The organism is Neobacillus endophyticus, from assembly GCF_013248975.1.
GTDB lineage: Bacteria > Bacillota > Bacilli > Bacillales > Cytobacillaceae > Neobacillus > Neobacillus endophyticus.
This window is the reverse complement of sequence record NZ_JABRWH010000001.1, coordinates 3,994,569-4,015,193: the sequence shown is the minus strand read 5'-3', so window position 1 is coordinate 4,015,193 and position 20,625 is coordinate 3,994,569. Positions and strand designations below refer to the sequence as shown.

General features: G+C 36.7%; 26 protein-coding genes and 1 riboswitch. Of the genes, 14 read left to right on the top strand and 12 right to left on the bottom strand.

What is annotated here, in order from left to right:
- Nucleotides 1-22: 22 nt before the first annotated feature.
- The 3 genes from HPT25_RS19765 to acnA form a co-directional block, all read right to left on the bottom strand.
- On the bottom strand, nt 23-817 hold the full coding sequence (locus HPT25_RS19765; RefSeq protein WP_173068161.1) for a class II aldolase/adducin family protein: 795 nt from the start codon (nt 815-817) through the stop codon (nt 23-25).
- 74 nt (nt 818-891) lie between these two features.
- Nucleotides 892-1,941, bottom strand: coding sequence for an S-methyl-5-thioribose-1-phosphate isomerase (mtnA, locus tag HPT25_RS19760; RefSeq protein WP_173068156.1), 1,050 nt, complete (start codon nt 1,939-1,941; stop codon nt 892-894).
- Between the two features lie 285 nt (nt 1,942-2,226).
- Nucleotides 2,227-4,932: an aconitate hydratase AcnA gene (gene acnA, locus HPT25_RS19755; protein WP_173068153.1), complete on the bottom strand. Its 2,706-nt coding sequence runs from the start codon at nt 4,930-4,932 to the stop codon at nt 2,227-2,229.
- 323 nt (nt 4,933-5,255) lie between these two features.
- On the opposite strand from acnA, the gene sspO reads away from it, so the two are divergent.
- A complete protein-coding gene (sspO, locus tag HPT25_RS19750) occupies nt 5,256-5,405 on the top strand; it encodes a small acid-soluble spore protein SspO (RefSeq protein WP_173068151.1) in 150 nt (49 codons plus the stop codon).
- Between the two features lie 114 nt (nt 5,406-5,519).
- Here the strand turns inward: sspO and HPT25_RS19745 are convergent, their stop codons facing one another.
- Complete coding sequence (locus tag HPT25_RS19745) at nt 5,520-5,789, bottom strand: hypothetical protein (protein ID WP_173068148.1); 270 nt, start codon at nt 5,787-5,789, stop codon at nt 5,520-5,522.
- 110 nt (nt 5,790-5,899) lie between these two features.
- Between HPT25_RS19745 and HPT25_RS19740 the strand changes: the two genes are divergently transcribed.
- Nucleotides 5,900-6,037 carry a small acid-soluble spore protein P gene (locus HPT25_RS19740; RefSeq protein WP_173068145.1) on the top strand — a complete coding sequence of 46 codons (138 nt, stop codon included), beginning with the start codon at nt 5,900-5,902 and terminating at the stop codon, nt 6,035-6,037.
- Nucleotides 6,038-6,771: 734 nt separating this feature from the next.
- Here HPT25_RS19740 and HPT25_RS29385 read toward each other — a convergent pair.
- The gene (locus HPT25_RS29385; protein ID WP_376767948.1) at nt 6,772-6,885 is read right to left on the bottom strand and encodes a hypothetical protein; all 114 of its coding nucleotides are present in this window, start codon (nt 6,883-6,885) and stop codon (nt 6,772-6,774) included.
- Complete coding sequence (locus HPT25_RS29380) at nt 6,833-6,991, bottom strand: hypothetical protein (protein ID WP_173071297.1); 159 nt, start codon at nt 6,989-6,991, stop codon at nt 6,833-6,835. Before HPT25_RS29380 ends, HPT25_RS29385 begins: the two co-directional genes overlap by 53 nt.
- Nucleotides 6,992-7,221: 230 nt before the next feature.
- Between HPT25_RS29380 and HPT25_RS19725 the strand changes: the two genes are divergently transcribed.
- Nucleotides 7,222-7,626: an Hsp20/alpha crystallin family protein gene (locus tag HPT25_RS19725; protein ID WP_173068139.1), complete on the top strand. Its 405-nt coding sequence runs from the start codon at nt 7,222-7,224 to the stop codon at nt 7,624-7,626.
- 170 nt (nt 7,627-7,796) lie between these two features.
- Here the strand turns inward: HPT25_RS19725 and HPT25_RS19720 are convergent, their stop codons facing one another.
- Together HPT25_RS19720 and HPT25_RS19715 are read right to left on the bottom strand one after the other, a co-directional pair.
- The gene (locus HPT25_RS19720; RefSeq protein ID WP_173068135.1) at nt 7,797-8,759 is read right to left on the bottom strand and encodes an L-threonine 3-dehydrogenase; all 963 of its coding nucleotides are present in this window, start codon (nt 8,757-8,759) and stop codon (nt 7,797-7,799) included.
- 106 nt (nt 8,760-8,865) lie between these two features.
- Complete coding sequence (locus HPT25_RS19715) at nt 8,866-10,056, bottom strand: glycine C-acetyltransferase (protein ID WP_173068133.1); 1,191 nt, start codon at nt 10,054-10,056, stop codon at nt 8,866-8,868.
- Between the two features lie 348 nt (nt 10,057-10,404).
- Here HPT25_RS19715 and HPT25_RS19710 point away from each other — a divergent pair, with 348 nt between their 5' ends.
- Nucleotides 10,405-10,698 carry a hypothetical protein gene (locus HPT25_RS19710; protein ID WP_173068130.1) on the top strand — a complete coding sequence of 98 codons (294 nt, stop codon included), beginning with the start codon at nt 10,405-10,407 and terminating at the stop codon, nt 10,696-10,698.
- A 23-nt stretch (nt 10,699-10,721) separates the two neighbouring features.
- Here HPT25_RS19710 and HPT25_RS19705 read toward each other — a convergent pair whose 3' ends face one another.
- Nucleotides 10,722-11,717 carry an NAD(P)H-dependent flavin oxidoreductase gene (locus tag HPT25_RS19705; RefSeq protein WP_173068127.1) on the bottom strand — a complete coding sequence of 332 codons (996 nt, stop codon included), beginning with the start codon at nt 11,715-11,717 and terminating at the stop codon, nt 10,722-10,724.
- Nucleotides 11,718-11,931: 214 nt separating this feature from the next.
- Nucleotides 11,932-12,033, top strand: a riboswitch (purine riboswitch).
- 129 nt (nt 12,034-12,162) lie between these two features.
- On the opposite strand from HPT25_RS19705, the gene HPT25_RS19700 reads away from it, so the two are divergent.
- The 4 genes from HPT25_RS19700 to HPT25_RS19690 all read left to right on the top strand — a co-directional run bounded on the left by HPT25_RS19700 (nt 12,163) and on the right by HPT25_RS19690 (nt 14,663).
- Nucleotides 12,163-12,756, top strand: a complete 594-nt coding sequence (locus HPT25_RS19700; RefSeq protein WP_173068124.1) for a xanthine phosphoribosyltransferase — start codon at nt 12,163-12,165, stop codon at nt 12,754-12,756.
- Nucleotides 12,756-14,087 carry a nucleobase:cation symporter-2 family protein gene (locus HPT25_RS19695; protein WP_173068121.1) on the top strand — a complete coding sequence of 444 codons (1,332 nt, stop codon included), beginning with the start codon at nt 12,756-12,758 and terminating at the stop codon, nt 14,085-14,087. The genes HPT25_RS19700 and HPT25_RS19695 overlap by 1 nt, the downstream gene beginning before the upstream one ends.
- Before the next feature lie 144 nt (nt 14,088-14,231).
- A complete protein-coding gene (locus tag HPT25_RS29105) occupies nt 14,232-14,363 on the top strand; it encodes a hypothetical protein (RefSeq protein WP_281368220.1) in 132 nt (43 codons plus the stop codon).
- Between the two features lie 72 nt (nt 14,364-14,435).
- Nucleotides 14,436-14,663, top strand: a complete 228-nt coding sequence (locus HPT25_RS19690; RefSeq protein ID WP_173068118.1) for a spore germination protein GerPB — start codon at nt 14,436-14,438, stop codon at nt 14,661-14,663.
- Nucleotides 14,664-14,834: 171 nt separating this feature from the next.
- Here HPT25_RS19690 and HPT25_RS19685 read toward each other — a convergent pair whose 3' ends face one another.
- On the bottom strand, nt 14,835-15,245 hold the full coding sequence (locus HPT25_RS19685; protein WP_173068115.1) for a hypothetical protein: 411 nt from the start codon (nt 15,243-15,245) through the stop codon (nt 14,835-14,837).
- Nucleotides 15,246-15,556: 311 nt separating this feature from the next.
- Between HPT25_RS19685 and HPT25_RS19680 the strand changes: the two genes are divergently transcribed.
- From HPT25_RS19680 to HPT25_RS19670, 3 genes are all read left to right on the top strand, one after another.
- Nucleotides 15,557-16,108, top strand: a complete 552-nt coding sequence (locus tag HPT25_RS19680; RefSeq protein ID WP_173068113.1) for a CBO0543 family protein — start codon at nt 15,557-15,559, stop codon at nt 16,106-16,108.
- 15 nt (nt 16,109-16,123) lie between these two features.
- Nucleotides 16,124-16,621: a CBO0543 family protein gene (locus HPT25_RS19675; protein ID WP_173068110.1), complete on the top strand. Its 498-nt coding sequence runs from the start codon at nt 16,124-16,126 to the stop codon at nt 16,619-16,621.
- Between the two features lie 157 nt (nt 16,622-16,778).
- Complete coding sequence (locus HPT25_RS19670; RefSeq protein WP_173068107.1) at nt 16,779-17,195, top strand: hypothetical protein; 417 nt, start codon at nt 16,779-16,781, stop codon at nt 17,193-17,195.
- Between the two features lie 387 nt (nt 17,196-17,582).
- Here HPT25_RS19670 and HPT25_RS19665 read toward each other — a convergent pair whose 3' ends face one another.
- On the bottom strand, nt 17,583-17,783 hold the full coding sequence (locus tag HPT25_RS19665; RefSeq protein ID WP_173068103.1) for a cold-shock protein: 201 nt from the start codon (nt 17,781-17,783) through the stop codon (nt 17,583-17,585).
- 327 nt (nt 17,784-18,110) lie between these two features.
- Between HPT25_RS19665 and HPT25_RS19660 the strand changes: the two genes are divergently transcribed.
- The gene (locus HPT25_RS19660) at nt 18,111-18,416 is read left to right on the top strand and encodes a hypothetical protein (protein ID WP_173068100.1); all 306 of its coding nucleotides are present in this window, start codon (nt 18,111-18,113) and stop codon (nt 18,414-18,416) included.
- A 131-nt stretch (nt 18,417-18,547) separates the two neighbouring features.
- Here the strand turns inward: HPT25_RS19660 and HPT25_RS19655 are convergent, their stop codons facing one another.
- Nucleotides 18,548-18,880: a spore germination protein gene (locus HPT25_RS19655; RefSeq protein WP_246277239.1), complete on the bottom strand. Its 333-nt coding sequence runs from the start codon at nt 18,878-18,880 to the stop codon at nt 18,548-18,550.
- A gap of 422 nt (nt 18,881-19,302) precedes the next feature.
- Here HPT25_RS19655 and HPT25_RS19650 point away from each other — a divergent pair, with 422 nt between their 5' ends.
- A complete protein-coding gene (locus HPT25_RS19650; RefSeq protein ID WP_173068094.1) occupies nt 19,303-19,638 on the top strand; it encodes a hypothetical protein in 336 nt (111 codons plus the stop codon).
- A gap of 208 nt (nt 19,639-19,846) precedes the next feature.
- Nucleotides 19,847-20,572, top strand: coding sequence for a YkoP family protein (locus HPT25_RS19645; protein ID WP_173068091.1), 726 nt, complete (start codon nt 19,847-19,849; stop codon nt 20,570-20,572).
- The last annotated feature ends 53 nt before the right edge of the window (nt 20,573-20,625 follow it).

Here is a 20,625-nt window from a genome sequence, read left to right as displayed (position 1 = left end):
GAATTCACACATTTACTTCCATTTAAAATAGTTTCCGAAGCTCCCCGAGTAAGTTTTTGGTTACCTTTTCAGCTATTAAGTCCAAGTCCTCTTCAGATAAAGAACGATTGGCACTTGGCGAAAACTTCTGAGCGTGAATACCTTCGGGTGTTATCACTCCCTTTGGTGATTCACCTTTTATACCCATTTGTGTCTTCATCCGGACCAACGTTTCAACATGCTTCTGCGATAGTTCTCTGTCCCCATTTAGCTGTTTGGCAATCCAATTAATTTTCGCTGTAAACTCCAAAGATTCCATTAAATAATAGGCATGATCTAAATCTTTGCCCCATGTTAGCGCTCCATGATTTTCAAGCAGCACACCTTGATGGTTTTGTACATATCTTTTTACTGCATTTGGTATTTCGTTTGTTGAGGGTGTTCCATATTCTGCCACAGGAATTGTACCAAGAAAGACAACAGATTCTGGCATAATGGCTTGATCTAATGGTATTCCGGCAATGGCAAATGCGGTTGAAAATGGCGGGTGAACATGGACACATGCTTGTACGTCATGACGGTTCTCATATACAGCAAAATGCATCTTCATTTCTGAAGAAGGTTTGTAGTTTCCTTCAAGCACTGTCCCATTCTCATCTATTTTAATAATCATCTCGGGAGTCATGCTGCCTTTACTAACTCCTGTAGGTGTAATAAGAAATTCATGATCGTGTAAGCGGATGGATATATTGCCATCATTAGCTGCGACAAAGCCTTTATCATAAAGCTTTTTTCCAATTTCACAAATATGATTTTTTAAATTAATTTCTGAATTCATGAAATCAAGCCTTTCCTTAAACGTTGCATTAAAAAACTTAGCTGTTATTGATCAATATGTTGCTTTCACTTTTTCTAAGCTTTAAAAAGTTTCGGAAGTGCTTCCTGGTAATTTCCTTTAATAATTCCCTTTTCGGTTATAATAGCAGTAATTAATTCATTTGGGGTCACATCAAATGCAGGATTGAATACCTTTACACCTTCAGGTGCGGTTCTTTTCCCAAATCCTTCAGTGATTTCTGCTGCATCCCGCTCCTCAATTGGTATGTCAGACCCCGTTTTTGTTTCAAGATCAATAGTTGACAATGGGGCTGCAACATAGAATGGAATATTATGTGCCTTTGCAAGCAATGCAACACCATACGTACCGATTTTATTGGCCACATCACCGTTTGCAGCAACACGGTCACACCCTACAATAACAGCTTGGACCCATCCTTTTTGCATAACCATTGCCGCCATATTATCCGTTATTAACGTAACATCTATACCTGCCTGCATAAGCTCCCATGCAGTAAGACGTGCCCCCTGCAATAGCGGACGAGTTTCGTCGGCAAACACTTTGATATCCCAACCCTGTTCTTTGGCTAAATAAAGAGGTGCTAAAGCAGTTCCATATCTTGCTGTTGCGATTCCCCCTGCATTGCAATGTGTAAGAATGCCCATTCCATCTTTTAAAAGGGTTAAGGCATGCGCTCCAATTGATCGGCAAACTTCTTCATCTTCATTGCGAATGATATGAGCTTCTTCTACAAGGGCTTCCTTTATTTTAAATACTGATTTTGTCTTTTCTCTTTGTACCCGCTCTTCCATCCGTTTTAATGCCCAGAATAAATTAACAGCCGTCGGCCTAGATGTTGCTAAATAATGTGATTGTTTTTTAAAAAAAGCATAAAACTCATCAAAAGAATTTTCAGGTGCATTTTGAATACCGACGACTAAACCGTAGGCCGCTGCGATTCCAATTGCTGGCGCACCACGTACTTTTAATTGTTTAATGGCGTCCCACGCATCTTCTATTTTGGTTATTTCAATGAACTCTGTCATATTAGGAATTTTGGTTTGATCCAATATCTTTAATACCCCATTGTCATAAGACACTGACTGCAAGTATGTATTTTCCATTTCATATCATCCCCTTAAGTATGTAAATAGCTATAGCTGCCAATGTTATTGTATCAATATTCAAGATAGTTGCAATACATTCAAATACAATCTAAAAAATTTACATGGTAAAATCCATCAACTATAGAGCACATACAAATGAAGAACTTCAGATTGAGAAATTTAAAGTTTATTGCCAGATTGGCGAAGTCTAAAAAGATGAATACAGTACGTTTATCATTAACATCCTATCTGTAAAAAACCCATGCCAGAAAGGCATGGGTTTTGAAATAATAAATCAAATATTTATGCTTGTAATTTTTCACGAAGTACCATTTGAAGGATACCGCCATGACGGTAGTAGTCGATTTCTACTTCAGAGTCGAAACGTACCAATACTTCGAATTCTTTTTTGTTACCAGCTTCATCAGTGACTGTCACTTTTAGAAGATCACGTGGTTTTACGTTTTCGTCAACTTGAACTTCAAAAGTTTCTTTTCCCGTTAAACCAAGTGTTTCAGCGCTTTCGCCTTCTTTAAATTGAAGTGGAAGAACACCCATTAACACTAGGTTTGAACGGTGGATACGCTCGAAGCTTTCAGCAAGAACTGTTTTGATGCCTAATAGATTTGTACCTTTTGCAGCCCAGTCGCGTGAAGAGCCCATGCCGTAATCTTTGCCGGCAAGAACCATTAAACCAGTGCCATTTTCTTTGTACTTCATGCAAGCATCGTAAATAGACATTACTTCACCAGTTGGCCAGTAAGTTGTAAAGCCGCCTTCTGTACCTGGTGCAATTTGGTTGCGAATGCGAATGTTCGCAAAAGTACCGCGCATCATAACTTCATGGTTACCGCGGCGGGATCCATAAGAGTTAAAGTCGCGTGGCTCTACGCCTTTTTCTAATAAATATTTTCCAGCTGGTGTGTTTTTGCCGATTGCTCCAGCAGGTGAAATGTGGTCAGTTGTTACAGAATCACCGAATTTACCTACAACACGAAGTCCATTTAATGGTGAAACAGTTCCTGGTTCTTTTGATAAACCTTCAAAGAACGGAGGATTTTGGATATAAGTAGAATCTTCGTCCCAAGTGTATAATGGCTCATTGCTTGTTTTGATTTCGTTCCAACGCTCGTTATCACCAAATACATTTTCATATTCTTTGCGGAATAACTCAGGTGTAACTGTACGTTTTACGACATCATTTACTTCAGCAGTAGATGGCCAAATATCTTTAAAGAATACATCGTTTCCATCTTTATCTTTACCAATTGGTTCGTTTGCAAAGTCAACGTTCACAGTACCCGCTAATGCATAAGTTACAACAAGCGGTGGTGATGCAAGATAGTTGGCTTTAACAAGCGGATGGATACGTCCTTCAAAGTTACGGTTACCTGAAAGAACAGATGTAACTAATAAATCATTTTCAGCAATTGTTTTTTCGATTTCTTCTTTTAATGGACCAGAGTTCCCGATACATGTTGTACATCCATAACCTACAAGATTGAAGCCGATTTGTTCAAGGTATGGAAGTAAACCAGAATCGCGAAGATAGCCAGTAACTACTTTTGACCCTGGAGCCAATGAAGTTTTCACAAACTTAGGTACATGCATACCTAGTTCAACCGCTTTTTTCGCTACAAGTCCTGCTGCTACAAGAACATATGGATTGGAAGTATTAGTACAGCTTGTAATAGACGCAATAGCAACTGCACCCGTTTTAATTTCAGCTTCTTCACCATTGTTAAAATTAATGGAAGCCGATTTCTCTAGTTCATCAGCTTGTAAACCAAAGCCTTGATTTCCTTGAGGAGCTGAAACAGCTTTAACGAATTCTTCTTTCATTTTTGAAAGAGGAATAAGGTCTTGTGGACGTTTAGGTCCGGAAAGGTTAGCTTCAATCTCAGCAAGGTTAATTTCAATCACGCTTGTATAAACTGGTTCATCTGAAGGACTGAAGAATAATCCATTTGCTTTGCAATATTGTTCCACAACTTGGATTTGATCTTCATCACGGCCAGTTAAACGCATATAATCTAAGGATTCACCATCAATAGGGAAGAATCCACATGTAGCGCCATATTCAGGTGCCATGTTGGCAATCGTTGCACGATCAGCAAGTGGAAGTGTTGATACACCAGGTCCAAAATATTCTACAAATTTACCTACTACCCCATGCTTACGAAGTACTTGAGTCACTTTTAAAGCAAGGTCAGTTGCTGTTGCGCCATTTGGAAGTTCACCAATTAATTTAACACCAACAACTTCTGGAACAGGGAAATAAGATGGCTGTCCAAGCATACCTGCTTCTGCTTCAATTCCGCCTACGCCCCAACCTAGTACGCCAAGACCGTTAATCATAGTTGTATGGGAGTCAGTACCTACTAAAGTATCAGGATATGCTTCAAGCTCTCCATCCACTTCTGCAACGTGTACTACATCCGCTAAATATTCAAGGTTAACTTGGTGAACGATACCAGTTGCTGGCGGAACAGCACGATAGTTATTAAATGCTTTTTGTGCCCAACTTAAGAATTGGTAACGTTCTGCATTGCGTTCGAATTCTAAATCCATATTTACTTTTAATGCATTTTCGTTGCCATATGCATCAACCTGTACAGAGTGGTCAATAACAAGGTCAACCGTTTTTTCAGGGTTGATTTTATCTGGGTCGCCGCCAAGGTCAGCCATTGCTTTTCTTAAAGAAGCAAGGTCAACGACAGCTGGAACACCAGTAAAGTCTTGCAGGATTACGCGGGATGGTTTAAATGGAACATCTACTTCTTTAAGCTCAGATGTGCCCCATTTTGCCAAATTTTCAACATGCTCTTTTGTAATGACGCGGCCATCATATTGTCGTAATACAGATTCAAGTAACACTTTAATGGAATATGGCAATTTGGACACGTTGCCAATGCCAGCTTCTTCGAGTGCTTTTAAACGATAATAGGTATAACGTTTGCCAGCAGCTTCAAAGGAAGAACGTGAATTAAAAACATCATTTTTCACCATTAAAAATCCCCCTTATTCGTCATGAACTTTCAAATTACGAAAAGATAAAAAGTTAGAATTCCCATCCATCTTTACTTTTCTCACAATCCAATCTTAATACAACCGGTTACATAAGTAAATTACAAGAAAGTTATTGTGATTGATAAGTTTTTCTTATCGCTTTTATGTAATTTGTTTGGCATTTTCCGAAAATCTTAATGGAATCTGCGCGAAAATCTGGATGAGAATGTTAGGTATTACCCCTTTATTATGGCAAAAAAACTTTTATTTGTCATTTATTTAGTTTGTCTAGGAAAGAATAAAATTATGAGGAGGTGATGGTGATGTCTAAACCCAAGTCGAATCATGTAATACCAGGAGCAAATGCAGCAAAATCACAGGGAATCGGGGCAGGATACAATGAAGAAATGGGCAATGAAAAATTGACCGCAATGGAAAAAGTGAACAATAAAAAGCGCAAGAAAAATCAATAATAAAGAAGATTTCCACTAGTCAGGCTTTAAAGATGAAATGGTTCTATTGTTGATGGAAAATCGACTGAAATAAAAGCGGGGTGAGTCCCCTCTCCCGCTTTTATTTGAATCTAGTTAATGTACTTGATTTACTTCGTTCACCATGTTTCTTAAATCTTGTTGAAACTGCTCTAACTGCGCTCTTTGCTTTTCAGATGCAACTTCCAGGGCATTTTCTATTTGTTGATAGGCTTCATTTACCTCGTCTTTTAAGTGTTTAAGCTGATGACCGTAACTGGCACTGTCACTTACAATGGTTTCAAAAAGGCCTTGGGCGTTTTCATAGCCTTGCTGGGCTGCTTGGAATGCCTGTTGTTTATCCTTATGATAAGGAAATTTATCCATATTCTCTTCCTCCTTTAGTCGTATAACATATAAAATGCACTGAAAAACCAAAAAATATTCGGCATAAAAAGACTTGTTCATTGCATCCTAAAAATGAGGAGGGATGAAGCATGAATAAAAATGACAGCAAAGATATGCGCAAAAATGCTCCAAAACAATCTGGTCAGCCGGAACCATTAAGTGGTTCTAAAAAAGTGAAGAACCGCAACCATACACGAGCTAAGCATAATTCCCATCATGATATGTAAGTTATGTATAAATTGGAAACCTAAAGATAGGGTTAAAAAATCCGCTTCAGCTTTACGCCGGAGCGGATCAATTCAATTCAATTTAACTTGGCATGGACCATCAAACAAATTGAGACTCATCATCTTATAAACCGGACCGTATATCAATGATAAATTCCTCCTTTTAGCCTCTCCTGGTAATGTCGTGTTATATCCCCTAATTTTTCTCCAGTTAAAACTTGATGTCTTAGGTTATTACCTTTTGCATTATTCCTCCCTCTCTTGATTGAGGTCATAAAACATTTTTATCTCGTAGCTGCTAGTCCTTTCCAATTGGCTGGTAACAAAATTTCGGGCCCAAACGTCTAATTCTTCGAATGAGATTAATAAATTTTCGATCGTCGGGATATTGCGAATGGTTTTTTTTCACGGGCATAATCTAATAGTGTACCCTCCAATACAGCAAGAGTCCTCCAATCTACTGGAACCCCATTGACTAACTGAAGTCTTTTATTACGGTCGATCATACCGTTTTTTCAGTGATAATTTTGGATTGCGGATCACTCAATAGTTTATCCACTAAAAGTAACAACGTCTGCCCCTTCTTCAATAACCTCTTTTACAACCGATTCATCACCAATGCTGTACTTTCTAACTACAATTAAAGCGATACTGCCAGACCTTCGTTAAAAATGACATTTTTATCTTGCCCCGTTAATTCAATCAGTTCTACAGTTTTAGTAAAGCCCATTATTTTAAAATGAATCGCATGATTTCATGATAATCGCCGTTTCAAAAGTATTAGCTCTTTCATAATCATATAAATGAGTTTTGTTGGTTGTCCCTACTTTCCTCACATTTCGCACCATTTTTTTCCATAATGGAAGGAAAACGAAATAATCCTCCTATTTCAACCAGCTGCCCTCTAGAAACATTAACATTCCTAGGTTTGTCCCCTTGCCAATTATCATTTATATGTTCAACTGTCCTTTTTAATTAATTGGTTAATTGGGAACATCAAAACGGCTATTATCCAAAAGTGCCGAAAAATGAGGATGGTTTTGCAATTCGTGTACAGTTGGAATAGAACGTATGGTTTCTTTCATAATACAGTCTTCTTTATATTCCTTCGTTTGACCTAATATAACATTTTTTCACCTTTTAATACTGATTGAATAGAATGGAACGAGCAAGGGGGAAAAGAAATGAAAAGGAAAAAAGCTCATCAAAATTTCTCCGTTGATTTTGAACAAGTGGATAAGTGGCTAAAAGATTATTTTCTGGACCCATACACGACACATTGTGATCTTACACAATTTAGAATAGATTTATATGAAACGGACGATGATTGGATCGTTGAAGCTGTTTTAAATGAATATAAAAGTTCTGATATTACCGTGAAAGTTGAAAACAAGAAGCTATTAATTTATGCCCAGAAAATTGGAAGCACAACTTCTGCTCCTTGCCAAAAACGCTTTCGAATCATTGACTTCCCCTTTCCAATTATTAATCACCATGTAAACGCTTCATTTGAAAACGGGATTCTAGAAATTTTCATTTCAAAAACAGAACAGGGAATCGGAAAAGATCGTTATATCACATTGCCTTAGTTCATTCTTTCTTACATTCCAGTTTACATAACATTGTTACTGGTAACAGCCCCCCCGGATTAGGGAGGCTTTTATTTATTTTGATTCAGTTATTTTAATCATTTCATCTAGATCAGGACAATGTACAAAAAATACAGCGAAGCTCCATTTGGAAGCCTCGCTGTTATTTTTTAACTAGATATCTTCATTTCTAATTTCGGACGTAATTTTTCAATCATATCCTTGGTCATTTTGTCTAGATCATATTCCACTTTAAAGTCCCACTCCTCTTTTGCAGCAGATGGATCAATAGAATTTGGCCAGCTTTCCGCAATTTTTTGGCGGGCAGGGTCTACATTATATGAGAGTTTAAATCCAGGGATATACTTGGCAATACTTGCAGAAATTTCTTCTGGATCAAAGCTCATCGCTGTCACATTGAATGAATTCCTGTGAACTAATTTGTTCGGATCTGCCTCCATTAAGTCTATAATGGCGTTTAAGGCGTCTGGCATATACATCATATCCATAAAGGTCCCTTTATCAATATATGAGGTATATTTCCCGTTTTTAATGGCTTCATAATAAATCTCAACCGCATAATCTGTTGTTCCGCCGCCTGGCAGGGCCACATAGGATATAAGCCCAGGGAACCTCAAGCCTCGAGTATCCACCCCAAATTTATGATAGTAATAATCAGATAATAACTCACCCGCCACTTTGTTAACCCCATACATGGTGGTGGGACGCATAATGGTATCCTGAGGAGTATGATCCTTTGGAGTGGATGGTCCAAATGCTCCGATTGAGCTAGGTGTAAAAAATTGTGCATTTACTTCTCTAGCTGTTTCAAGAGCGTTTAAAAGTCCTCCCATATTTAAATTCCAGGCAAAAACCGGTTTTGCTTCTGCCGTTGCTGATAAAAGGGCGGCCAAGTGCAAAACCGTGTCAATGTTGTGCTTTTGGGCAACTTCGCCCATTCTTTTTAAATCGGTAACATCCACGACTTCAAACGGTCCGCTTTGAGCTGCTTCGCTGTCATTCTTTTTAATATCTGTTGCAATAACGTTATCTGCTCCATAGATGTCTCTAAGTTTTAAGGTTAATTCTGAACCAATTTGCCCTAGAGCACCCGTTATTAAAATCCGCTTCATGTTATTCCCCGTCCTCTTTTGTTTAAGCTTTGTACAACTTTGCCTGTTGATTATCGCTCCAATCATGTAGTGAAAAAATCAACAATGGAAATAAATGGACATTAGGTTAAATAATACCCATTTCCTTTCCGACTTTTTCATAGATGGAAATCGCTTGATCAAGCATTTCTTTTGTATGAGCAGCTGTCGGCATGTTCCGAACACGGCCTGCTCCCTTTGGAACTGTTGGGAATACAATTGCCTTTGCATATACTCCCTCTTCATTAAGACGTCTGCTAAATTGCTGTGTTAATGTTTCATCGCCAATAATACATGGTGTGATTGGTGTTTCGCTTTTTCCAATATTAAAACCTAGATCTTTTAATCCTTTTTTTAGATAATTCCCATTTTCCCAAAGCTTTTTGTTAAGTTCTGTACTTTCCATCAGAATTTCAATCGCCCGGCTGCTTGCTGCTACATCTGCAGGAGTTAGGGATGTTGAGAATAGAAATGGGCGACTGCGAACTTTTAGCCAATCAATTAAATTTCTCTTACCTGCCACATAACCGCCTACAACACCAATCGCCTTTGATAAAGTCCCAATTTGGAAATCAATCTTTTCTGAAAGTCCGAAATGTTTGACCGTCCCTGCTCCATCACCTAATACGCCTGATCCGTGCGCATCATCGACGTATGTAATCAGGTCGAACTCCTCAGCAATCTTTACTATTTCAGGAAGCAGTGCAATGTCTCCGTCCATAGAGAAAACTCCATCTGTGATAACCATAATTTTGTTATATTGGCCAGACTCTTTTGCTTCTTTCGCCTTAGCACGCAAATCAGCCATATCGGAGTGGTTAAAACGAATAATTTTCGCCTTGGAAAGACGACAGCCATCAATAATGGAAGCATGATTTAATTCATCAGAAAGAATGGCATCATTCTGATCCATAACCGCTGAAATTGCCGCCATATTGCAGTTAAACCCAGATTGGTAGGCAATGGCTGATTCCGTATGTTTGAACTCAGCCAATTTTCCCTCTAATTCCACATGCAGCTTGAGTGTACCGTTGATTGTTCGGACAGCGCCCGCACCAACCCCATATTTATCCATAGCTTCCGATGCTGCTTTTTTCAAACGGTCATCTGTTGCTAATCCCAAGTAATTATTGGAAGAAAGGTTGATCAGCTTTTTCCCGTTAATGGTAATGATTGGACCATTGGGGCTTTCAAGTGGATCGATCACATTATAAAGACCCTTTCCTTTTAAATCTTCAAGGTTTTCATTTAAGAACTTTTCCAAAATTTTACTAGACATGTTCAATTCCCCCTCTTTCGCCTGAACAAGATCATACATATAGTCGTTAATGATGAAACGTTTTCATTTTATCCGTTATTCTCAGCGGCGGTAAAATTATGACAAATATTTTTCCATTCAAAAAACACATTCGTCCGCCTGAGGTGGACACCTAAATCGCTTATAAACCGCTTTGTTAAAGGATTTACATACTATACTTTATCACACTTTTTCAAAAATGTTCATACCTAGTGGACAATTTTTAAAATTTTTTATGCTTATTTTAGATTATCCATTTTCAGCTTCTTTAAAAAACGATTCTATTGTACTATAGTATAGTAATACTGATTTGAAGAGAGGATGTTTCCCTTGGATTTATTAAACAGCCTAATTTATACATGTATTGTAGGTGGAATTCTAATTTATTCATCAATGATCGCTTACGATTTCTTATATGGCGAAAAGCCGGAAAAACAATTAAAAAAAATTCACAAGTATTTTCGCAATGAAACGATTAAAAAAGTTGATATACTTGAGCATGAACCAAGAAAATATACGTTATATCAAATAAAAACAGACGCGGAAACAAAAAGAATTAAACTTAGACCAGGCTATAAAGTCGTTAAAATGGTACAAAAGAAAAAGAAGAACCTATCCAGTTGATTGGAGAAGGTTCTTCTTTTAGTTTAAACACTTACATTATGAATTTTTGAGGCGCAAAGATTCACATTATCGAGGGCTGATCTATATTCCTGTTCCAAACGGCAGATAATTTCTGCCGTTGATTCTATACGATCTATTGCTCCAACCCCATGGCCTGCTGACCAAATATCACGCCAAGCTTTCGCGTTTTGATCCTTTTGCATGTCATCAAAGTCTACTCGATCTTTTTTCGCTAATCGTTCAGGATCCAGCCCTGCTTTCTTTATACTCGGTTTCAGCATATTAGCGTTTACACCTGAAAACGCATCCGTTAGGATGATGTCTTCATGTGTGGCATCCACAAGCATTTCCCTGTATTCCTCCTTTACCATACTTTCAGTTGACACAATAAACCTTGTACCCATATAGGCAAGGTCTGCTCCTGCTGCTTGAGCAGCCAAGATCCCTTTCCCAGTTGAAATTGCGCCAGCAAGCACGATCATTCCCTCCCAGAAAGAACGAACCATATCCACAAAGGCAAAACTGTTTATATGACCAGCATGGCCGCCAGCTCCGCTTGCCACTAAAATCAGACCATCGACACCGGCTTCTGCTGCTTTTTTTGCAAACTGAACGTCACTTACATCTGAAAATACCAGACCTCCATATTCATGAACGATTTCAACAACCTGTTTCGGGCTGCCTAGTGATGTAATTACCAATGGAGGTTTATGCTTTTTAATCAATTCCAACTCATCTTGAAGCCTGCTATAAGAACTATGTACAACCATATTAATCGCCCACGGAGCAATCTTCCGATTAGGCTCATTTGCCCTTGCCTCCTCCAATGCATCATTTAAATCACCCATCCATTGATCAAGAACTTCAATCGGCCTAGCATTTGGTGCAGGAAAGGAACCAATTACTCCATTTACACAACAGGCTTTAACAAGTTCGGTGCCTGACACCAAAAACATAGGTGCTGAGATGACCGGAAGCCTCAGTTGCCCCCACCATTCCTCTGGAATTGATTTTTTCATTCAAATCACTCCTTCTATTTTGAATTTTCTGAATTGGACTCTCGCATTAATCGTACTTTATAATGAATGAACATTCAATCATATTTTATCTCCTCTACTATAAATGCTGGAAATGCTTACAAAAGCCGAACAAAACGACTTTATAATTCTTCATTATTCGTTTTTTAACAAAAAAGTGATTGCTTTGCTATTTTGCCATGAGATATAATAGTTTTAAATTTAATGAAGTATCGCTCATATAATCGCGGGGATATGGCCCGCAAGTTTCTACCAGATTGCCGTTAACAATCTGACTATGAGTAGGTAATGTCCAAATTCCGTTACATTGTCAAATGGTTAAAGACTAACCGTTTTGGACAATTTTGAACCCAAAGGCCATTGCCTCACTCAGGGAAAGTAGTGAGCAATGGTCTTTGGGTTTTTTTATTTTCTAAGGGGGAACATCATGAATTTTTTAGAGAAAAGAATTAAAAAGGATGGGAAAGTTTTAACTGATCATGTATTAAAGGTAGATTCATTTTTAAACCATCAATTAGATCCAGGCTTAATGTTGCAAATCGGAGAGGAATTTGCCAATCGTTTTGCTAATGAAGGAATTACGAAAATCGTAACGATTGAATCATCGGGTATCGCCCCTGCAGTAATGACCGGTTTGCAAATGAAACTACCTGTTGTTTTTGCAAGAAAAAAGAAATCAGTCACACTTGCAGATGAACTTTTAACAGCTTCTGTCTATTCATTTACAAAAAAAGAATCCAATGAAATCGCGATTTCCAAGAAATATTTACAAGAAAATGACCGAGTGCTCATAATCGATGATTTTCTTGCAAACGGACAGGCTGCACTTGGACTGACTGACATCGTCAAGCAAAGTGGCGCGGAAGTTGCAGCGATTGGTATCGTCATTGAAAAGTCTTTCCAGGAGGGCGCAAATAAGCTCCGAGAACTTGGTTTCAAAGTAGAATCTCTTGCCAGAATTGCCTCACTTACAAATGGTGAAGTTACGTATATCTCTGAAAATATGGAGGAACTTGTATAATGAAACAGCATCCATTGAAAACAGCATCACTAGGAATTCAACATGTACTAGCTATGTATGCCGGGGCCGTCATCGTCCCTCTTATAATCGGGGGAGCACTTCATTTTTCAGCGAGTCAATTAGCCTATTTAGTTTCACTTGATATTCTGACTAGTGGGATTGCAACATTATTGCAAGTTTGGCAAAACCATTATTTTGGAATTGGTCTTCCTATCGTATTAGGGTGTACCTTTACTGCAGTTGGACCGATCATTGCCATTGGCGGACAATATGGTTTATCAGCCGTCTATGGATCGATTCTTGTCTCCGGTATCATTGTCATGCTAATAGCTAAATTCTTTGGAAAAATCATTCGCTTTTTTCCTCCGGTTGTAACAGGTTCAGTCGTTACTATTATTGGTCTTACACTAATTCCTGTGGCTATGAATGACGTTGCCGGCGGCCAAGGCAGCAAGGATTTTGGGTCAGTATCAAATATCGCCCTTGCATTCGGTACATTACTGTTTATTATTATTCTTTATCGTTTTTCCAAAGGCTTTGTCCGTGCGATCTCCATTTTATTAGGTTTAATGGCTGGGACAATTGCAGCTTCATTTATGGGGAAAGTAAATTTTTCAGCGGTTGGGGAAGCCTCTTGGTTTCATTTTGTTAAACCACTTTATTTTTCTGCTCCCTCATTTGAAATAGCACCAATTATAACCATGACTCTTGTTGCCATTGTTAGTCTAGTAGAATCAACCGGTGTTTATTTTGCCTTGAGTGATATCACGGGTAGAAAGCTTACAGCCGACGATCTTGTCAAAGGCTATCGTGCAGAAGGGCTGGCAAGTGTGATCGGGGCCCTGTTCAATTCTTTCCCTTATACGACGTATTCTCAAAATGTAGGGCTTGTCCAGTTCTCTGGAGTAAAAGAAAAAAGAGTTATTTTTACAGTTGCTGGTATTTTAATCTTCCTAGGTTTTGTCCCTAAAATCGCCGCTTTAACAACCGTTATTCCAACATCGGTTCTTGGCGGAGCTATGGTAGCCATGTTTGGTATGGTAGTTTCATCTGGAATTAAGATGTTAAGTAAAGTAGACTTTTCCTCACAAGAAAATTTATTAATTATCGCATGTTCTATTGTAATGGGTTTAGGCGTCACAACCGTTCCTAATTTATTTGACCACCTTCCTGAAAGTGTAAAAATTCTAACCAACAGCGGTATTGTTTCGGGAAGCTTAACTGCTATTTTTCTAAACATCGTTTTAAATATGCTAAAACCAATGAAGCAAAAAGACGTAGTTAAAGTTCAAAGTACAGCCGAAAAAAATCCTGGTCAAACGCTAGCATAACTGTTGTAAAAACTATTTAAATATCCAACATATTAAGCCTAAAATTTGTCGATACGTTGCCTACATTTTCTTAATAAAAATGTACTTGAGGTGACGTAAAATGAAGAGTAAAAGACTTACTTGTAGACAAGTTAATGAAGAATCATGTCTTACCAAGCCCAACTTGAAAAAGTCATTGCTAATGGGGATGAAAATATAACAGATTTGATTTTGAAGTTAGAAGACGAAGAGTGGAAAAAACGAGATTTTATTGCTGAAGATTATTTGCCATTTTAACAGAAAAACCACTTTTGATTAGATAAGCCTAGAACTTAAAGCATGCGCATATAATCATAAAGGGTGATGAATATGGATCAATATCTTCGACAAAGAATTAAAATCAATTTTTTGAAAATAGGTGAAATGGGTAATACAGCAGTTTTGCAAATCGGTACTTCCGGTGTTATTAAAAGATATTCAGAACTACAGAAATTTGGATATTCCATAGCTGCTCAACCTCTATCTCAATTACAGTTAGCTCCAGCTGTCCCATTACAATCACCAGTACGTGGAATAAAATTAAAGCCCTCCTACTAATGAGTAAGAGGGCTTAATTTATAATTGCTGAGTATAATCAGTTGAAGTTGTAGATTCCACAAATTTACCTTGCACTACTGGTTGTGCCATATAGGGTTGATTCAACTGCATTTCATTAGCTGCGAATAGAAGTTATCTCCATTAAATAAATCGTCAATTTTGAACTCTGTTTTACTCGCTATATCCTTCATAGACAATCTTTGTTTCTGTGGCGCCAATTCGATTCGTTGTGGTGTAATTGGAAATATCTAAGTCCCTCATTGCCTCCACAAAGGCGTCTATAACTTCGTAGAATGGCCCGTCAATTGTACGTTCGACAATATCCCCGACCTTGCAGGTAAATGAATGCAGAATATCAAAGTCCTCATACAGATTTTGATATTTGCTATTTAGGCTCTCGTGCTGAAGAAGAATGACCCCATCATGATCATATAACCTGATCGCCTCTTTGGTATTATCCAGATTGTCACTTATATCTTTTAAACTATCAATCATCCCTTTGCTCAAGCGACCAAGGACAATCAAATCCCCAATCCCATCTTGTATCTTCTTCCAATCAGATCGGATATATTTTACATCCATGTGCTAATATCCACCTAGAATCAGTCATTTCTAATTCTCATTTGTTTAAATATGTAAATCAAAACACCTGCAACATATTGTAAACAATATTACATTAGGTAAATATAGGTATTTTTTGCTAATATATCTAAAAAAAAATTTCCCCTCTTCATTGAGAAGGGTATTTCATTCACTTTATTTGATTCAGCGAAGCTTTCTTGAACTTTTTACAGATTATCACCAAGCATTGCGCCTAACGCACCAACTTGACCTCTTGTATGAGTAAGGACAATATCAAATTTACCATGTTTTACACATAGTAAGTATTTTTATTGAAAGCAATTCGCATAATAATTTTAGGGAAAAAAGTAGGGGTGAGCCCCATTTTTGAAATCATTCTCTCAGTTATATTTTTATTAGCGGCATGGCGTTGGGGTGATTGGAAGAACTTTTTTGAATATTATCCGACATTGTTATATGTAGCAATAGGAAATCTAACCTATAAACTAGTCGCTCTATATCAGTTCCATTTATGGAAAACAACTGATGGGAACTTTTTCAATGCGGAGATTTCTTTTTTTATCCAAAACTTTTTAGTTATCATTCCTTTAATATTTGTTTACTTATCTAAATTCCCTGAAAAAAGAAAGGAAAAAATTCATTATGTGATTGGTTGGAGTTTGATACTTTTTTTATTGGAATGGATTGGTGCAGAATTTTTTCAAGGCTTTAAATATTATCACGGTTGGAATATTTGGTGGTCATTACTCTTTGATATACAAATGTTCACTATGTTAAGACTACATTTTGTAAATTACAAAATAGCAATATTATTAAGTGTTCCGTGTACTCTTTTCTGGTTGATATGTTTCGACTACATATAAAACGGAGGAAGCCATTTGAAGAAGAATAAATTTGAAATAACATTCCTAAAAACGATTCTAATTATTAACCTCATTTTGTTATTTCCCGTACTTATAAGGAAAAGACCTATTAAAGATTGGCTATTGGCATATTTATTTAATGCTGTCACCAATAGCCTTGCAGATAATTATCTAACGGAAAAAAGAACTGTTGAATACCCTGTTAGATTGCTCCATAAGAGATTTAAGACACATGTTTTGTTTGATTATTTGATCTACCCAACCATGACAGTGATTTATAATCAAATAACCATGAAAGATAAACCATTAGTTATTGCCTTAAAGACTTTATTTTTTACAATTCCAATGTTTTGTATTGAGTTTTGGGCAGTTAGGAAAACGGATTTAATTAGATGGAATCACGGATGGAAATGGTATCATTCATTTTTGGGGGTAACAATTAAATCATTAATGACAAGGTTTTTCATAGGTGTTGTAAGATGGATTGATATAAGGCAAAAAGGCTATAGTTAATTTTCCATTTTAATACCGGCAGACATAGGTCTATAGTTGAATCTTCCATTAACAAATTTCGTTATTATTATAAATAAAATGTGTAAATTTATTAAAGATATCAATCCAATCAATATAATCGGTGTTACATAGGATATAGAGAAAAGGAGGTGAGAGAATGCCTAAAATAATCGATGATTATAACGTTAGTACGCCTACCACTAGTACTGGTAGTATTAACCGTCCAGTCCCCGCATCTCCTACCATAATCACACTCGCTGCATTTGGACTAGCTGTTGTTAGTTCATCAACCAACGTAGTAGAACTAGAGGCAGTTGTTGGAGTTCAGTCTACATTAGGAGTGCCCAATTTACTATTTGAAATCATCAGAGACACTGCTGTAATTTTTTCTATTGAATCATCTACTCTAGCTGCCGGTGAGAATGACAGTATTTCTTTTACTGCTGCAGATCGTAATGTACCAATAGGTTACCATTCCTACCAATTAGTAGTTACAAACTTAAATCCAACTCCATTGTTAAATCAAGGTACAGTTGTAGGGCCAATCACTTTTTCTGGGATGACAATTGTTTAATCCTAATGTTTGATTTTGATTGCGAATAAAAAAATAGTATATCAACCTATTAATTTTTGTGAACAATTTACGAACCATAGAATATACTATATTAAATCAACAATTTGTTTTGCCATATAAAATGGGTGCCCTTTTGGGTACCTATTTTTTAAAATTATATTCAGAATTTAGATTAGCAACAACCCAATATCCCCACTATTTCACTAAAAAAAAATCTATATAAAATAATCATTTCCAAAATAAATTAGTTAATGTCAGCAATTTATGATACACTTTGTTTACCGTTTGTTTTACTGTTTTTCATGCCCCTGCTCATACGTGAGCAGGGTTCTTTTTTGGAAATAAAAAACAGACTCCCTAATAGAGAGCCTGTTTGGATATTTTAGATTAAGCTTTACGAACGTTTGAAGCTTGTGGTCCGCGTTGGCCTTGTTCAACATCAAAAGTCACTTGTTGACCTTCTTCTAAAGATTTGTAGCCTTCACCTTGAATCGCTGAGAAGTGAACGAATACATCGTCTCCGCCTTCGCGCTCGATGAATCCGAAACCTTTTTCACTGTTGAACCATTTAACTTTACCGTTTTCCATTTATGTTGCCTCCCATTGTGTATAAAAACACAATTTAATACTATCCTTGCTCTCAGTGATCATCAAGACGCAAAGTACTACTATTACAATCCTTTACACCGAACAAAAATAATTCTAAATTAGAATAACATTTTTATTGAAACATTGCAAGTTATTAAATCATATATTGACTATCTTCATCATAATAAAATTATTTTCCTAATTACTTAAACTTTTCATTGTTTAAAGAAAGTTAAATCTATGTAAAGGAACCTGTCATCATATTCTATATCACTCCGCTTACGAATACTTTTTATTGATCATATACATTGGAGGGGAATTGGAAATATGGCTACCTTAAAAGATAAATTTACCCTAGAAGACCTTAAGGAATTGGAGAAAGTAATAAATCATATTATGAATCAAGCCACGCACGAAAAAACAACCAAATTTGTAACTGTTTCAGAACTTCAGTTACTATGTGTTATAGACAATTTATGCCAGGTCTCAGGTTTGCTTTGTGATTTAATTGAACAACAAATGAACGGACATATTGAAATATTTGATCCATATCAATATTTAAATCATAAATTAGAATCAACTGACAATGGAATAAAAAATTATTTGAGGGTGAAGAAAATAGAAATCGAATAATGGATAATAAAAAGATGCCTTCTTAAATAAGAAAACATCTTAAAACAAGACGGAGTTTATACAGAGGCTCCGTCTAATACATAAATAAGTCTAAACGCCTATAGAAACACGTATCCTACAGAAATTAGAACTTAACCCCTTCCTTTAATACGATTCATGGCTGATCCTCTCTTTTTTGAACCTGCATTCATCATAGGTATGTTTTCTTCATTATTCTTTTTCTTTACCACTGGATCAGCCGTTAAACGTCGTAACATATTTGCCACTTGAGCTAATTCAGCATTAGTACCTTGAGTTTCCCCGCCTCTAAGAGAATTAGTGTTGACATCTAGCCCGGTATTTCCGCCGCCGGAACCATTAATCGTTTTAGTGACGGAAATCGGAGCAATAACAATAGCTCCGCCAAAATTGACGATTCCTCCCGAAATGGTGCTAATATTAATCCCGTTTTGACTAGTTACCAATAAGCTTCCCCCATTCAAATTCATGTTTTAAATAGTATATGTAACAAGAAATCGGCTTGTCTAAACCTCTTCATTAGATGGTTATATAAGTGTTCCGAATCAGATGGCAAATTGTTCAATTCCACTGAAAAATGGATGAAACAGAACAAATGTTCTCATCTGCTGCGAACTTGATTTTTACGAAGACTGGGTTACGAAAATCTGGAATGTTGAGAAATGGGCAGGTTAAACAGTTTAAAAAATAAGATTTTATGACGGGGTCTTCTATATAAAAGCAACCCGTATTTTCTTCTTTCTAAAAAGCCTGGATCTCAAATTTTTGCACTCCCCCCTCTCTTCTATTAGTAAAACGATTGTCATAGATTGGGGGGACATGCATAAAATGGAATACAAAGAAGGAATTGATCAAAGGAGCTAGGAACATGAAAAATAAAACCTTCATTAATGCTTTTTTTCTTATACTTCTGATTACTTTTGTGGCCTATCTTGAATCACCATACTCATTTATTAATAAAGACTACGCCTATTCTACTGAAGAGCCGGTGCTCACACAGCCTGTTACCGCCAAACCAGATGAAAACACCCCCGAAACGATAGAAAAATTGGACAAAACAAAGAAAGAAAATGGCTATATTATCGAAACATATAAAGAATATGAGATTTATCGAGATAAAGATGGAAAAGTGACTAAAGAAGAACCAACAGGACATGAAGATACCCTAAAATATTATGATTATAGTAAAGATAAAGACCAATGACTTATGGAGACATTGACTTAATGCGGAGTGTAACTATTTCAGCTATATTCACCTCCATCTCCCTACATATATTGAATGGCAAAAGGAGACAGTATTAATGTTAAATGATTTCAATAATAGATAGTTACTGAGTGGTACTTTTTATACTCATTATTCAAAACCCGTTTTTATTAAACCTGCCACTATCCTTGCTCTATAGGAGTGCTGTATGGCAGTTAAGAAAGATTTGGGGGCAAGCTGCGTGCACGACAATAATGCCACTAGAAGATACAAACCTCGAAAAGAAAATCAATCGAAATCGGATAAACAAGTATCGGAATCAAAGGTAAACTGGAAAAAGAAATTACTAATTACTTTTTGGATTAAATGGGAAAAAGTTATTTATAAGTTCTTTCAAATTCAGCCGATTGATGAAAATCAGCCATTTTTAAATGCAAGAGTACGAACATATTTTGGGAAAACTATTTTATTGTCGGATGGAGAGGTAATTAAAAGAGGAGATCAAGTACTAGAACTTCACTTAAATAATGATATGCTTTTTAAAATGGGAATGCATGCACGTTCTCCTATGCAATTAGCCATCCAAATGATTCGAATCACTGAACAATTATTACCAAAAACTCTCCAATTTATCCTAAATCACCCCAAGTATGAAAAGATAAAGGGCGTATACGGAGTTTCCATGATTCACCGTGGTTCCACCCAATTTGGATTTACAGTAGTTGATTTACCAAAGGGGCTCTTCTTATTCCTAACCAAACTTTATTTACATTTATTATTACTTGTTTTTCATCCCCAAGGAAAACGAAGAATGCAAAATAAAAGAGAACTACTCGTTCCAAAGATCATTGCCATATCAACAAAAGAATTTATATGCAGGTATACCATCGAATCCCTTTCCACTTCTCCACGATCTTGTTTGGAACGAAAATAAATCTTATGAACTTTGCTTAAATAGTTTATCTGTTTTATTTTTGGATGCCTTAA